The 15923-nt window shown below is 43.8% G+C and carries 13 protein-coding genes; 1 reads left to right on the top strand and 12 read right to left on the bottom strand.

The annotated features are described in order from the left end of the window. Window positions 1-12 precede the first annotated feature (12 nt). Both HMPREF1536_RS07965 and HMPREF1536_RS07970 read right to left on the bottom strand, forming a co-directional pair. Window positions 13-1224, bottom strand: coding sequence for an alanine dehydrogenase (locus HMPREF1536_RS07965; RefSeq protein ID WP_028726510.1), 1212 nt, complete (start codon window positions 1222-1224; stop codon window positions 13-15). Between the two features lie 48 nt (window positions 1225-1272). Then, window positions 1273-1794 (bottom strand): shikimate kinase, encoded by a 522-nt coding sequence (locus tag HMPREF1536_RS07970; protein WP_028726511.1) that lies wholly within the window; start codon window positions 1792-1794, stop codon window positions 1273-1275. A gap of 134 nt (window positions 1795-1928) precedes the next feature. Between HMPREF1536_RS07970 and HMPREF1536_RS07975 the strand changes: the two genes are divergently transcribed. Further along, window positions 1929-2564: a ribonuclease H1 domain-containing protein gene (locus tag HMPREF1536_RS07975; protein ID WP_028726512.1), complete on the top strand. Its 636-nt coding sequence runs from the start codon at window positions 1929-1931 to the stop codon at window positions 2562-2564. A 6-nt stretch (window positions 2565-2570) separates the two neighbouring features. On the opposite strand, the gene HMPREF1536_RS07980 is transcribed toward HMPREF1536_RS07975, so the two are convergent. The 10 genes from HMPREF1536_RS07980 to HMPREF1536_RS08025 all read right to left on the bottom strand — a co-directional run bounded on the left by HMPREF1536_RS07980 (window position 2571) and on the right by HMPREF1536_RS08025 (window position 15839). Further along, entirely contained in the window at window positions 2571-3428 is an 858-nt protein-coding gene (locus HMPREF1536_RS07980) for a hypothetical protein (protein WP_028726513.1), read from the bottom strand. A gap of 25 nt (window positions 3429-3453) precedes the next feature. Then, entirely contained in the window at window positions 3454-4746 is a 1293-nt protein-coding gene (locus HMPREF1536_RS07985) for a nucleotide sugar dehydrogenase (protein ID WP_028726514.1), read from the bottom strand. Window positions 4747-4761: 15 nt separating this feature from the next. Beyond that, window positions 4762-5643 carry a beta-1,6-N-acetylglucosaminyltransferase gene (locus tag HMPREF1536_RS07990; protein WP_028726515.1) on the bottom strand — a complete coding sequence of 294 codons (882 nt, stop codon included), beginning with the start codon at window positions 5641-5643 and terminating at the stop codon, window positions 4762-4764. Then, window positions 5640-6470, bottom strand: a complete 831-nt coding sequence (locus HMPREF1536_RS07995; protein ID WP_044191446.1) for a glycosyltransferase family 2 protein — start codon at window positions 6468-6470, stop codon at window positions 5640-5642. The genes HMPREF1536_RS07990 and HMPREF1536_RS07995 overlap by 4 nt, the downstream gene beginning before the upstream one ends. A gap of 151 nt (window positions 6471-6621) precedes the next feature. Next, window positions 6622-8088, bottom strand: coding sequence for a glycosyltransferase family 2 protein (locus HMPREF1536_RS27045; RefSeq protein WP_028726517.1), 1467 nt, complete (start codon window positions 8086-8088; stop codon window positions 6622-6624). 7 nt (window positions 8089-8095) lie between these two features. Then, window positions 8096-8812, bottom strand: coding sequence for a glycosyltransferase family A protein (locus HMPREF1536_RS08005; protein WP_028726518.1), 717 nt, complete (start codon window positions 8810-8812; stop codon window positions 8096-8098). A 49-nt stretch (window positions 8813-8861) separates the two neighbouring features. Beyond that, complete coding sequence (locus tag HMPREF1536_RS08010; protein ID WP_028726519.1) at window positions 8862-9896, bottom strand: glycosyltransferase family 9 protein; 1035 nt, start codon at window positions 9894-9896, stop codon at window positions 8862-8864. 96 nt (window positions 9897-9992) lie between these two features. Then, window positions 9993-11090 (bottom strand): glycoside hydrolase family 43 protein, encoded by a 1098-nt coding sequence (locus tag HMPREF1536_RS08015; RefSeq protein WP_028726520.1) that lies wholly within the window; start codon window positions 11088-11090, stop codon window positions 9993-9995. Between the two features lie 159 nt (window positions 11091-11249). Next, entirely contained in the window at window positions 11250-12722 is a 1473-nt protein-coding gene (locus tag HMPREF1536_RS08020) for a RagB/SusD family nutrient uptake outer membrane protein (RefSeq protein ID WP_028726521.1), read from the bottom strand. Window positions 12723-12743: 21 nt separating this feature from the next. Then, window positions 12744-15839, bottom strand: a complete 3096-nt coding sequence (locus HMPREF1536_RS08025; RefSeq protein ID WP_028726522.1) for a SusC/RagA family TonB-linked outer membrane protein — start codon at window positions 15837-15839, stop codon at window positions 12744-12746. Between the last annotated feature and the right edge of the window lie 84 nt (window positions 15840-15923).

The following is a 15923-nucleotide window of genomic DNA, read 5'->3' on the forward strand; positions in this document are numbered from 1 at the left end:
AACTTTTGGGGCTTAAAAAGCAGATAGATATAGATCCAGGTTATTAGATGATAAATTAAAATGATTAGATACATAACTGCTTACAGGTTTTCCACAATACATGTAAACACCTGAACGAAAGCCATCATCTGTCTTTATCATATTCTGGACCGACCCGGCATCCCCCAGCGAGAGGAAAACGGGTACGAATATATTACTGAAAGCCATTGAAGTGGTACGTGCCACCCGGTTACTGATATTGGGTTTGCAGTAATGCAATACGCCATATTGTTCAAACACGGTCGGATCTGCTTTACCCAAACAGCAGGTAGTCTCAAAACATCCTCCCTGGCTGATACGCAGATCGATCACCAGTGAGCCCCGCTTCATGGTACGGATCAGTTCCTCCGCAATCACGTAACGGTAACGGGTATTGATATAACGCATAGCTCCGATCACCACATCGGCGGTACGGAAAGCGTTGTGCAATACGTTCGGATGGAAATTGGAAGTAAAAAGTCCCTGCCCCAACACCTGCTGAATGGTACGAAGCTTATTAATATCATCGTCAAAGACTTTCACCGAAGCTCCCAGCGCCAGGGCGGCACGGGCAGCAACTGTCCCGGCATTACCGGCTCCGACAATAACGACCTCGGTCGGTGAGACGCCGGGGATTCCCCCCAACAGGATTCCTTTTCCCCCCTGCGTATTGCTTAACAGCTCGGAAGCGATGGTAATTGAAGCGGTTCCTTCTATCTCGGATATGATATTCAATACCGGGCATCTTTTCTGGTCGTCCGACATCAGTTCGTAAGCGATAGCCGTAATACGTTTGGCCATCATCAGTTCGAAGGCTTCAGCGGCAAAAAGGTTGAGCTGCACCATCGAGAATATGGTCGAACGGGGTTTCATCAACAGGATTTCTTCCGGCAACGGGGGAAGGATTTTCAGGATAATATCGGCCTGGAATACTTCAGCCGGGGTAGCGACTATCTGAGCTCCTGCCTCGGAATAATGGTTATCGGAATAGTTTATACCCAGTCCGGCTCCGGATTCTACCAGCACATGATGTCCGCGATCGGTCAGCATATCGACAGCTTCGGGAGTAAGCACCAAACGCTTTTCCCCTTCTTTCCGTTCGCGAGGGATACCAATCAGTAAGCGGTTGCTTACCTTATTCAATTCCTTCAACAGTTCCTGAGGGATATATGCCCCCTGTACCTGCTTGCCTCCTGTTGCTTCCATAATACGACTCCTGTCGGCAACTCCTGCAATTGCCTTTACCTTATTATATTATAATATATTTTCTAATGCTTCCGATATTTCATGTACATCCGACTCTGTCAACATCACTTCCGCATCAAATACGATTGAAGCTTTCGTATAGAAAGGGGTTCTCTTCTCCAGGCTTTCGGCAATAAATGCGACCAGTTCCTCTCCGGAACGTCCTTTCAACACCGGACGGGTACCCTTGCAGGCTTCCAGGCGTTTGGCCAGTTCTTGCACCGAAACTTTCAGATAGACAGTCGTCCCGTTCGCGTTCATGAACTCCATATTATCAAAGAAACAGGGAGCACCGCCGCCTGTGGAGATCAATACGTCTTCAAACATCGAGACTTCCTGAAGCATCCGCCGTTCAATATCACGGAAAGCTTCTTCTCCTTTCTCAGCAAAAATCTGCCCGACAGTTTTGTGATAGCGGGCTTCGATATAACAGTCCAGGTCGATAAAAGAGAGTTTCATCCGTTCCGCCAGGTCTTTTCCGACCGTCGTCTTTCCGGCTCCCATATAACCTATCAAAAAAATACGCTTCATCTCGTATATGATTGTTTACCGCAAATGTAAAGTTTTTTTTCCTCATAACTATGATTTCCTTAAATTATAGTTGGGATCTGAAAAAGTCGTTCCGATGTATTACCTTTGTACTCTTATCTGAATAATAGCAGACAATGGCGAAGAACAAATATTATGTAGTATGGAAAGGGCTGAACCCGGGAGTTTATGACAACTGGGCGGAGTGCAAGATGCAGGTTGAAGGACAGGATGGTGCCAAATACAAATCGTTCGAAACCCGCGAAGAGGCTGCCGAGGCTTTCGAAAAAGGGTATTCTTATTACTTGAAAGCTGCGTCATCAGCCAAAGCTGCTTCCAACCTGGCTCCACAGGCTCCCATCGGAAAGCCTATCAATGAGAGTCTGGCTGTCGATGCTGCCTGCAGCGGTAATCCGGGGGATATGGAGTATCGCGGCGTTTACACGGCTACCGGACAGGAAATCTTCCATATCGGGCCGTTGAAAAAGGGCACCAATAATATCGGTGAATTCCTCGCCCTTGTACATGGCCTGGCGTTGCTGAAGCAGAAAGGAAGCGACCTGCCTATTTATTCAGACAGCCGCAACGCCATCATCTGGGTAAAAAAGAAGAAATGTAAAACATTACTCGAACGCGAACCAGTCAACGAACCGATCTTCGAACTGATAGAACGTGCCGAGAAATGGCTCAACTCCAACACTTATACCACCACCATCCTGAAATGGGAGACGGCGGTATGGGGTGAGATACCGGCTGACTTCGGACGAAAATAAAACGGATCAGAAGCAACGGATATAAGCCAGCGAGAAAGTATCATACAGATAATCCTGCAAACCGTGCTTATATCTGAACGAGACAATGTTTTTCTTAATCTCATAATTTAGCTTGGAACGGAAAACCATCGGCTTATCCCCTTCTCCCCTGTAACCACGAAAACCGGAATAATCTACATCCAACGTAAAATTATGGCAGGTTCCCTGCAAGCCGAGCCCGTAACAAAGTGCATCATTCTGCCGGTTCTGAATACTGTTTGTCATCCAGCAATAAAAGCCGACCATTCCCTGTGCACGGACAGAAAGCGTCTTTTCCGGATTATTCCATAACGTACGTCCTATATTGCAATCGAACCAATAAGAGGCGGCATCCGTATAACGGGCATCACACAAGCGTCCTCCGCTGGCCGTTTTCAGATTGGCACTTACGATGATATCCATCCACTTTTCACTGGTAAGAGCCTGATAATGGAAACCGAAAATAGCATCCCCATGACAAGGGATAGGCTGTTTTACCTCCACGGCATTACGTTCGTCACGCACTTCCGGTGAAGTCTCATACCATTCCTGGATCACTCCCTGAACCGTAACACCGGCACGTCCTTTGGCAATGGGGATATACAAACGGGCAAAAACATCTTTGGTCTTATCCCCCGGCATCGTATGATATTCACCCCTGAGTTCGACTTCCCAACGGGATGAAAGCTTTCCTCCCAACATCTCCGGTATAGGAAAGGCATTGGCTCCAAAATAGCGGGGAGTATAGACTAATAAGGGTACTTTATCCCACCAGTTGCCAGCCTGTACGGAGGATAGTGATAACAGGCAACAAATAAAAATAGAAAAGAGCGTCTTTGTTTTCATTCTATACGTTCTGTTTGTTATTTTGTTATAGACGATCGTCTACCCATTCCGGGTTCAGACAACCTTTCACGTCATATACTACATGGTTTTCTTTTACAAGCGACGGTATATCGAGGGTCATAAATTCCTTATGTGCTACCGCCAGCACTACCGCATCATACTTTTTATTACCGGATAAAGAGACAGCCAGATCGATGCCATACTCCTTCCGAACTTCCTCCGGACGAGCCCAAGGATCATATACGGAAACGTTTATTCCATAATCCTTCAAAACACGGACAACATCGCCCACTTTGGTATTCCGCACATCCGGACAGTTTTCTTTAAAGGTGAAGCCCAGCATCAATATCTCTGAAGACTTCACAGGAACATCTTTCTTGATCATACATTTGACGACCCGGTTGGCTATATATTCACCCATCGTATCATTAATACGGCGACCGTGCAGAATCAGTCCGGGATGATATCCATAATCCTCCGCCTTACGGATCAGATAATAAGGGTCGACACCGATGCAATGCCCTCCAACCAGTCCCGGTTTGAACGGGAGAAAGTTCCATTTCGTTCCGGCTGCTGCCAGCACCTCATTCGTATCTATATCCAACAGATGAAAGATTTTAGACAACTCATTTACAAAAGCTATATTGATATCGCGCTGGGTATTTTCAATCACCTTGGAGGCTTCCGCCACACGGATGCTGGATACAGGAAATGTTCCTCCCGTAATTACAGAGCGATAGAGCGCATCGACTTTTTCTGCCGTCTCCGGTGTCGAACCGGAAGTTACCTTCATAATCTTTTCTACCGTATGCTCCTTGTCTCCCGGATTGATACGCTCGGGAGAATAACCGGCAAAGAAATCCCGGTTAAAAGCCAGACCGGATGTTTTCTCGAGAATAGGAACACATTCCTCTTCTGTCACTCCCGGACAAACGGTAGACTCGTAAATCACAATATCATTCTTCTTCAGCACCTTGCCGACTGTTTCACTGGCACGATACAAAGGAGTCAGATCCGGACTATTGTGACTGTCCACCGGTGTCGGAACAGCCACTATATAATAATTGCAGACAGCCAGATCATTTATATCGGAAGTACAATACAAACCTGTTTCGCCATCAGCCGGCAATCCGGGAAGGAGAACGGCGGACAGGCATTCGTCCGAAATCTCCTGCGTGACATCCTTTCCGGCTTTCAGAGCCGCCACCCTTTCTACCTTTACATCGAAACCAATGACAGGATAACGCGTTGCAAACAATCTTGCCAACGGCAATCCTACATATCCCAAACCGATAACGGCAACTTTTATATTTCCCATTGTGCGATTTCTATTTTATTCGCTATAGTGCTTCTGTATTTTATCAATTAATTTCCGGTTCGCAGAACTGAATTTGCGTGCAAAAAGCATATCCGAACCGACCAGTTCTTCATAATCCGTATTCTGCCACACGTAAGGTCTTCCGCGCTCCCAGTCTATTTTCCTCATAGAACTGTCATCCGTCTCTTCCTTCGAATATAAATTGAAGCGGAATGGCGAATTCCACAAAATCGTTTGCAGAAATATCTCATCCGGACAAAGCGTATACCGGAAGCGTTTCAAGACAAAATCCTTCTTTGTCATAAGATACTCTACAAACTCATGTGTGACACTGACCCAGTTCGCCCCTTTCCTGAATTCCAGTTCATGATACCTGCGATATTTGGAAACTTTCTGCAAACATAATACGATATTACGACTAATAGACGAAGCAGAGTGCAAAAAAATATTTCCACCCTTAAAACGCCGTGTGAACAGATGATACCGGGACACCTTACGATCCATATCTTTTTGATGAAAAGAGCTCTGCCAAAAGCCCACAAATTCTTTTCCGGCATTCTCCCGGAAAAACGTATGAATATAATCCTGACGTTGTATAGGCAAATCTACTCCCGACAACAAATGATAATAAGCATACGGCCCATTCGACAAAGCCGTCTCAAATAACAGGTACTCAACTTTAACCTGGCTGATATCTCCCCAATGCACTTTCATAGGTTTCTCCAAAAGATAAAAACCGGCTTTTCTCATCCGAAAGAGACCCACTTGGCGGGATAACTCGTATGCACGCTTATCCACATGCAGAAAAACATCGTTTCTTTCATCATCCAGCATCGACAAAAGAGCTTCTAATACGAGATACTCTCCATGTGCTATAACCAAATATGCATGTTTCATTTTATCGTTTTTTCATCCAATCGCCCAAACCATTCCGGTATGGTTGTATCCGTTCGGATAAATCCATCTTGTTTAAGCTGATCGAACGATGTCGCTCCTATCACTTTATCATATTCGGCTTCCAGCAAACCCTCTTTATAAAGCTGATAGAAGTAACGCCAGTGACGTCCTCCATGCTTTTTAGGGTTTTGTTCCAACTGTTTGCCACCGTTGATCATCTTTTCTAAAAACGGTTTTTTACCCCGAATGTTATAATGATAGATACGAATATTACTCTTTGCCACCTTTTTCGGGAACATAGTCACCTTGTGATTACCCATCGATATCTGTATATAACCGGCTGTACGATGAATCACTTTCTTATTCTGACGGGCAAAAAGAGAATAACGGGAAAGGTTATATCGCTCCAAATCGTTTACAACTTCGACAGTCTGCCCCCATTGCCAGAAAGGCTTACCCTCTTCGGGATAAACGCACTTCATCTCACAGGTCAGGACATTTGCCTGGCTCGAAACAAGTTCAGTCTTCAGATCACCGAACGGAGCATACCATATCTCATCGGCATCCGCATTAATAACCCAATCTGCTTTATGCACCGATTTTGCCTTCCAGATCATGCGATCTACCCATTTTTTCTGTTGATAATCCGTCGCTTTCTCTTCAATGGCTTCTACTATCCACCCTTTCTCTTTATATTTCCGGATAATTTCTGGCGTACGATCCGATGAGTTATTATCTGTAATGATAAACTCATCCACACCCATTGCTTTATGGAAAATCAAATTTTCCTCCAGCATATCCTCTTCATTCTTAACCAGCAACGTCATGATCAACCTGGGCGTGGATTTCCGTTTATTTGTCCGCACACCACCCTCAACAACTGCAAGAACGATCTTTTTTATAAGAAAAAGATAATCCATATTCAATTCTAATTATAGGTAAACACTTTATCTGTGCCGACAGAACAATACTAAAACCTTATTGTTGCGCCAACGTATATTTCATAATCAACCTGAAACATTCATCCGCATCAAAGCCTCTTGCTTTTGCATATTCATCCGCCAGAACGGCAAACATTTCAGGCGTACCGGGCAAACGCTCAAAATTCTTACAGCCTTCATCCATCCCGATCTCTTTGAAGCGGATCCGGTTCAAATCGATAATTTCGACCTTTATTTCCTGTTCCGTATCATTAAACAAGATGTTACCCCGTGAATAATCCTTATGTAAATAGCCATGTTCATGCATAGCAGCCGTTGTACGGGCAATTGCACGAAGTATCTGTTCCTGGTTGGAGAAATTATTTTTTACCAGATCATAATAGGTATAAGGACATTCCGACTTCAGGCTGACATAATAACTGCGTTCAAACAATAAACCTGTACGCTCCGTATAATAACCCACCGGTTGCGGAGAGCCGATACCCGACTTCAACAACATCTCTGCATATTCATACGAACGCTGTGCCTTGGAAGAACGGAACAAGCCGTAAACGATCTGATTGACAAGATTCGGTTTACGGAAGGATTTTATTACCAGATCCTGTCCTTTATAATTAAATTCGCGCAGTTCATTACGCCCTTTATAAATAACTTCGCCATCCCCATTCCTAAAATGGACAGGGAGAGTCTTTACAAAATAAGAGAAACTGCTATATGCTTCATTTACAAATGAAACACGAGGATGGAAAATCCGGTATATTCTATTGATCAGCTTCGACCAGGTTCTTCTGTACCGGAGAGGGCCGCCCAACTCCCGTTCGAAAAATTCAGGATGACGCTTGTTCAGCACATCAATTACATGCTTTTTCAGTAAACGGTCCGTTACACGCTTCGAGCTGTTTCTAATCCGGTAATGCAGAGATATATCAGGAAGCTTTACTACTTTCCCTCCATCCTTCAATACAGAAATCCAGAATTCCCAATCTTCACGTGCGACAATCTCCTCACAATAGCCTTTTACCCGTTCCCAATCCGATTTACGATATAAGGCACAGGTATCCATTATATTCTTCCGTGCCAGCAACTTTAAAGAGAAAGAGGGCAAAAGCCATTCTCCCGAACGATCGCCAAAAAAGTCCGAACGCGGGCAAACGACTTTAATATCTTCATCTGTCATGATTACCTCTACGGCTTTACGGATAAAATCGGGTTCAATAGTGTTATCGGCGTCGACGGGTAAGATCAATTCACCTTCCGCCAGCGAAATCGCATGATTACGGGCAGCACAGGCTCCGCCATTCGGTTGCGTAAAAGCTTTTACCCGGGAATCTTTCCGAGCATATTCTTCCGCTATTCGCAAAGAGCCATCTTTAGAACCATCGTCCATGACAATAACTTCAAAAGAAGGATAATCGGAAGCCAACACCGAGTCGAGTGTCTCTCCCAGATATTGTTCCATGTTATAGACAGGTACGATGACCGAAACCAACGGCGAATGTTCCATAAGCAAATCAGATTTTATCCAGCCCTTTCGTAAACTTCAGCCAGTAATATTTTAGAGGATTTGTATATTTAAGCTGTTTCCAGGGCCGACTGCCATGCGGACGATGCCACACAGTCAGGGATGTGAACAGGTAGTTTGTAAATCCTTTTTCCTGCGAACGGTGCGAAATAGTGACATCATGCCAATTTTTCTCCGGATTCAGCAAATGGAAATCAAAAGCCTTCAGAAAAGAGAAGGTAAGCAGGGAGCAACAAAAGCTCAAATGCTTTTTCTCCGGAAAGACCTGGCCCTCCTTTCCTTTTGCATACAAATAAGGATAATTGATATTTTCCTGCTCATCCACCGTCACGGCTGCGGCAATACCACAATCCGGACGAGTCGAAGCTCCGTCAAACAGGGCTTGCAGCGTATGCTTTTTTACGATCACATCAGATTCCACTATCAACAACCCGGCATTAGCATCAATCGCTTTTTGCTGCGCTGTCTGAAGGGTCAGCAAATAGTTCGGTGAAGGATGATCTGTCAGATCCGAAAGATTGACCAGTTCAAAGCCCAATCGCTCCGAAGCCTCATGCAACCGCATTGTATTCTCCTCGGTACTGAAATCATTATAAACATAATAATGGTAAGGCACTGTGAAATCGGACGCCAGTATCGACTCGATCGTTTGCAATGCCAACTCTATCGAATCTTTTACCGGGGTAATGATATGTAATTGCTTCATCTTTTCTTTCTTTATTTTCAATACTTGAAATATGGTTGTTGTCCGTCAGCTAATTCTCTTCCAGCGCAGCCAATACCCTTGAGACAATAAGTTCCGAAGGCAATTGCGTAAGACATCCCCAGTCTCCCCGAGGACATTCTTTTTGCCCAAACTTCGAACAAGGACGGCAAGGCATGGACAATTGGATCACATCATCCGGTCGTTGGCGATAGCCATAAAATCCGGTATAGATATGCGTAGCTCCCCATACGGATAACACCCGTGTTCCAACCAGTGAAGCAAAATGCATATTGGCGGAATCCATACTAAGCAGCAAGTCCAACTGACTTATTAACGCTAATTCATTGTCAAGCGTATATTTACCTACTACATTTTTTACACGGGGATAACGATAAGCCCAATCTTCCAGTACAGCTTCTTCATATCCCCTCGCCCCAAACAAGAACAATGTCAGATCTTCCCTTTTAGATAGTGTAGCAACAACCTGCTCCATTTCATCGATCGGATAAACTTTACCCCGATAACGGGCAAAAGGGGCGACTCCCAGCCACTTACCAGTCTTAACCCCGGCAATAGCCTCCATTTTTGACAAGTTGGCCGGATGTGATTCGTATAAAGAGGTGAAAGATTCGGTATAAGCCAGCCCGGCAGCACGGAATACATCGGCATAACGTTCGAGCACGGAAGGCAGAGGTTCCAGTTTTTTGTTTTCCCTACGCATAAGCGGAGGGTATCTTTTCCGTATCTTGTCCAGCACATAGACCGGTTTACCTTTCATCCAAAAGGAAGTACGAATAATCATAGTACGAATCACATTCTGTAAATCCAGAACGATATCAAAATCAAACTTCACCAAAGCGGAAGTAAACCGTAACAGACCGATCAACGTTTTCTCAGCACCTTTAGTACTAATACCTATCACTTCCACATTGGAAGGACGATTCATGAAAACCGGCATCATAAATGCCTGCGTCAACACCGTAAACGAATCCTTCGGATTGGCTTTAGCAGCCGAATAGATGACCGGAAGTGTCATCGCCACATCGGCAATCGCCGCGAGTCGTATCACTAATATCTTTGCCATCTCTTATCGTACTTTTTCGTTTTCAATCCGTTTTTCTTTCTGTAAATACAGTCCACAAAGGTAGGAAATCTTTTCTGATACCCAAAGTGTAAACTTTCAACGCATTTGCTGCAAAGTGGTGGTGGGTCCCTCCACATACAAATGTCCGTCTTTGTCAACGCCCATCTTATCGATAAAAACGACCCGTTCTTCACCAGTAGCCTTTGTACGACCGTGATAGACACAATACATCTGTTTCCCGTCTTTTGAATAAGTCACGCTGTTATGACCGGTTCCGGTTACTATTCCTCCTTTTTCCACATTCTTCTGCAATACCGGGTTATTCGCTGATTTGACAAACGGGCCAAGCGGGGATCTGGAAGTAGCATAACCGACGGCATAGTTCTTACCTCCGAAATAATTCGCCGAATACATCATATAGAAAAGAGCACCTTTCTTGAATATATAGGAACCTTCCGTCCATCGGCGATTCACCTCACCGGAAGTAACGGAACGGCTCTCCCACTCTGCCTGCGGATCATCATTCGTTACAGGCGGACGCAGTATCAAAACAGGTTCACCAATAATTCCGCTCAGGTCTGGTTTCAGCTCGACTCCATAAATCCAACTTTCTTCTATCTCTTTAAACATACCTTTTTCACGTGCCCAGGTAGCCACTTCGCTCTCTACCGGATGCTTATAGCAGCAACGGGAATAATACAGATAAAACCGTCCGTCGGAATCTTGCAGCAGGTTACCGTCGATAACCGGATAGCCGGGATCGAAAAGAGGGCGGTCGCTCATCTCTTTAAAAGGCCCGGTCAGTTTATCGGCCACAGCAACACCTATACGGAAATTTTCCAACTCATTCGTGGGATTCTCTTTCCAGTCTGCACTGAAAAACATATAATACTTACCGTTCCGCTCATATACTTCAGGAGCCCAGAAGTTGGCAACAGCCCACGATCCGGGAACATTTCCCCGATAGACCTGTCCTTCCGGCTTCCAGTCTATCAGATCATCTGAAGAATAAGCACAAAAACCATCCACAGCTCCGGCACCCGTACCATACATATAATAACGACCGTCTGAAGCCAGCAACACATACGGGTCACCGAACTTCACCGGCAGCGGATTCGTATATTTACCTTTACCATACACAGAAAGACTGAGAACTGCCAACAGACATAACACACAACGAAACAAATATTTCATACGTCAATTTACTTTATTAAAAACACATTGATTATTTAAACGTGCAAAATACGCTTTTATCTTTATTTATCAAAAGCGTAACGGATAAAATTTATACGGAAACAATCAGGTCCGGACAATTTGCCCGGACCTGATAAACTATCATACTGGTAATTAATATTAAGGCTCATACACTCCATCATACGGATTCTGATCACCGGCCGGCCAGATATCATCCACCATCGACTTATTATTCTTAAGTTCCGTACTCGGAATCTGATAGATTAGACGCCATGAACGGGCAGGGAAACTTTTTGCTCCTCCGTAAGTAACATGATTGCCTTCGCGAAGCAACGGTTTCTGATTCCGGTTAATATCATACAGAGCAAAACCTTCTCCATACAGTTCCTTACGCCTTTCTATCAGAATTGCTTCAACCAAATCATTACCGGTAGCTGTTGTGTGTTTGGCACTACGCAGATCCTGAAGCTGCCACAATAACTCCTGTGCTTCTTTATCTTTGTTCTGGCGGGCTAAAGCCTCCGCCGCATTCAACAACATTTCTTCTGCACGCATAAAAACGATAGAACCACGACATTCTTCATTATCTCTGAATTTAAAGGAAGCATAAATCTGATCCCACCAATATTCAAACTGACTGGCACGAATATCCTCCTCATCGAACATAGCGACAAAATTATCACTCAGGAAGAAACAACGGAAAGTAAAGCATTTACGCGTATCATTCGCCCACATCGCAAACGGAGAATAATCACTCATATTCTGCTCTTCTGTCTGTTTCATTCCCCAGATCCAGGAAGGAGTCGTTTCGTCGTTAAAGCCGGCTTTAAATTGTTCCGCAGTAGTCAATGGATATAAAGCCAGTACTTTTTTCGCATATTCTTCCGCCTTTGGCCAATCATTCATTACCTGGTATACTTCAGATAAAACACCCTGCACCACCGACTGGTCGAAGTTATTGATTCGGTTACCACGATCGAAACCATCCAGCATCTGTTCTGCCGCAGTCAGGTCTGAGAGGATCTGGGTATAAGTATCTTTCAATGTCCCGCGAGGTTTACCTTCAGTAGACTCGGTTGTCGGCTCCGTATAAATAGGCATACCCGGCATGTCCTGAGCAATAATATAAGTCTGCTGAAACAAACGAGCTAAACTAAAATAAGCCCATCCGCGGATAGCCAATGCCTGTCCTTTCACATATTGTTTATCAATATCCGATCCTTCACAATTATCGATATTGGCAAGAATTCCGTTTGTGTTATTAATTAGCGTATAGTGAAAACGCCATAATGCGCCACTCCGGAAAATATCACCACGGGTTTCACCCCAATAATTATAAGTATAGCCATACCATCCGCCCCAAACAATCATATCTTCTCCACTCACATCGGAAACCATTTGCATAGAAGGGATACCACAATCATCCCAACGATCGGCACCTCCGCTATTATAAGCTCTCATGTGATAATAACAACCATTCAATGCAGCCTGGGCACCTGCCACCGTTACGAATACTTCGCTATCGGCCACAGATGTTGACGGGTTTGTGTCCAGAAAATCGCTGCACGATAATGTGCTTAATGCAAGCATACCTGCACCTAACACTGATACTATATATTTTATTGATTTCATATCATTTTATTTTTTATATCCTTACAAATTCAACTGCAAACCAAATGAGATAGACTTCGTTGTCGGAAAACGGTTTTCGGTTGTACCGGAAATATCCTGCTCCGGATCTGTTCCTCTACGTGCGGCGCTACCTACTGTGAGCAGATTATCACCCTGTACAAAAAGACGTAATGAGTTGATTGTAAACTTACTCAACAAAGACTTAGGTAACGTGTAACCCAATGTTATATTTCTCAAACGGGCAAAAGAGTTATCATACAAGAATTTAGAAGAATAAGATCCCATTGAATTCGCATAAGCAGTAGAAATTCGGGGAAATTCGGAATTCTTATTCTCCGGTGTCCAGGCCTTCAACATATCCGGATGCATACTATAGCCGGTACGGTAAGCCATCATTTGTGAATAATCTCCGTCATACAATTTACCACCGATGCTATAATAAATCATAAACGAAAGATCAATGCCTTTATAGGAGAAGTTATTTGTGAAACCGCCGAACAAGGCAGGAATAGCATCACCCAGATATTTTTTCTGGTCATCGCTGGTCAACTCGTTGAAATCTTCAGTCAATACACGGTCTACCAACACTTTCTTTCCATCTTTCGTTTCGTATACATTTTTCCAGAACTGATCGTTACCAGTCTCCGGATTTACACCGGCATACTCCGGCCCCCAGAAATTATAACGGGATTCACCTTCACGCCATTTGAAATAACCGGAATTCATTTCTTCCTGCGGCAACTTGGTGATTGTGTTATTATAAGAAGTTCCATTCAAATCGATCGTCCATTTGAAATTCTTATTCGTGATAGCAGCATAGCTTAACTGAAACTCGATACCGGCATTCTTAACATCTCCGACATTCCGGTTGATACTTGAGAAACCGGTAGAAGGAGCCATAGGCATCGGGAACAGCAGATCTTTCGACTTACGGCTAAACCATTCGATACCACCGGTCAGTTTGTTGAATAACGCGAAATCCAAACCGACATTGAACTGCATATTACTTTCCCATTTCAGGTTTTTGTTCGGTAGGCGGCTGATCTTTACACCTGCGTTGTTATAATCGTTATTTCCTGTAGCATAAAGCCCCTGGTAAGCATAATAATCTGAAAGTCCGTCATTACCAACAGCACCGTAACTAGCTTTCAACTTCAAATTGTCGATCCAGGTATATTCTTTCATAAAATCTTCATTCGAGATTCTCCAGGATGCGCCTACCGACCAGAATTTACCCCAGCGTGAGTCTGGATGGAAACGGGAAGAACCATCCGTACGGAAACTTCCTGAGATATAATAACGATCATTGTAATCATATTCAACACGACTCAACCAGCTTAATAAACGATATTTATCCTTATATGAATCCATGCTGTACATCGTCGAAGCTGCTCCGATCTCTGTCAGACCATTAAATGGGAAACCGCGTTTAGCTGCCTGCAATTTTTTATATTCGTATGCATAAGCCTCCTGTCCGACAAGTACGCTCAAAGTATGATCGCCAAACGACTTATTAAAAGTCAGCAAATTATTGATCGTATAAGAGAAACCACGATTAGATTCCTTATAAGCCTCCCCTCCGAAACCGGCACCAAAGCCATGTTCACTATTGGTATATCCATCATAAGAATACAAGAAATAATCAAAACTAACATTCGTACGGAATTTAAGTTCCGGGCAGAAAGTAATCTCGGCATAAGTACGGTTAGAAACGTTATCATGCATAGTCGGCGAAGGATTGTAAACAGCATCAGCCAATGGATTCCAGGCAATCCAGCTTTGACGATTATCGCCATAATCATAGATACGGTTTCCATTACCATCTACTTTATAAGCTCCCTTATCATAATCCCATTCATAAACAGGGTAAGTAGAAGGGATAGTACGAAGGAACCAGGTTGTATTTCCACTAGCCCAACCTTCACTGCGGCTGTGAGACAAACCAATATTTGTACCTACTTGTAACCATTTATTCACTGTATAATTGACATTGCCACGGGTAGAATAACGTTCAAATTTCTGTGTAGTAAATATACCTTTGTCATTTACATAGCCGGCTGAAATAAAATAGTCCGCTTTCTTCGATTTTCCACTGAAATCAATATTATATTCCTGACGTAAACGTGATTTCATCAATTCACCATCCCAATCACCGGAGAATAACAATTTGGCATTCGGATCCATCAAACCATTCAAACCCACAGGCTGATTGATAGAGAACGGATTAATCTTCAACTCTGTTGCCAGACTGTTTGTCGCATATTGGGCAGCTTCTTCAGCAGAAACACCTTTGTCGTCCATATAACCATTCTTCAATGCAGCCCAAGTTAATTGAGTAAATTCCTGCGGGCTCAGTCTGTCAGGCAAACCGACAGCCAAGCTTGCAAATCCCCATGTCGATTTAAAATTGATCTGTCCTTTTTCGGAATTCCCTTTACGGGTGGTGATCATAATAACACCATTGGCAGCACGGGAGCCATACAATGCTGTTGCAGAAGCATCTTTCAATACTGTCATCGACTCAATATCGGAAGGGTTGATCGCATTAATATATCCATCATAGGCTATACCGTCCACTACATACAAAGGAGAACTGGATGCATTGATCGAACCGATACCACGTATTGAAATCTTGGCATCTTCTCCGGGTTCTCCGGAACTGTTTATAACCTGAACACCGCTACTCTGACCTTGTAATGCCTGTGTAACATTCGATGTTTGTATCTTTTCCAAAGATTCTTTCTTAACCACTGTTGCCGAGCCCGTAAAAGTCGATTTCTTTCCGGTACCATAAGCAACTACCATAACCTCATCGATGGCTACCACATCCGGTTCCATCTGAATCGACAGGTTGTTTCCAACAACAGGAACTTCTTTGGTTTTGTATCCCAGATAAGAGACATGAAGAACTTTGGTGCGGGCAGTCACTTCAATAGAGAACTCTCCATTCTCGTTCGTTGTCACTCCGTTCATGGTTTGTTTATCCATGATCGCAACACCAATCATCGGTAAACCGTCTTCCGAGGATGTAACGACACCCTTCACCAGCTTACCCTGCGCTACCACCAGTTGAGTACACAACAAAATGGCGCAAAGAATTGAAAAGATTTTTTTCATAATCACATTTATTAATATCAACACTAGTTTTTTCATATACAAAACACAAAATCCGATAATTCAAAGCAAACAGAGTTCTGGTAG

The organism is Parabacteroides gordonii MS-1 = DSM 23371 (assembly GCF_000969825.1).
In the GTDB taxonomy this organism is placed as follows: Bacteria; Bacteroidota; Bacteroidia; order Bacteroidales; family Tannerellaceae; genus Parabacteroides; species Parabacteroides gordonii.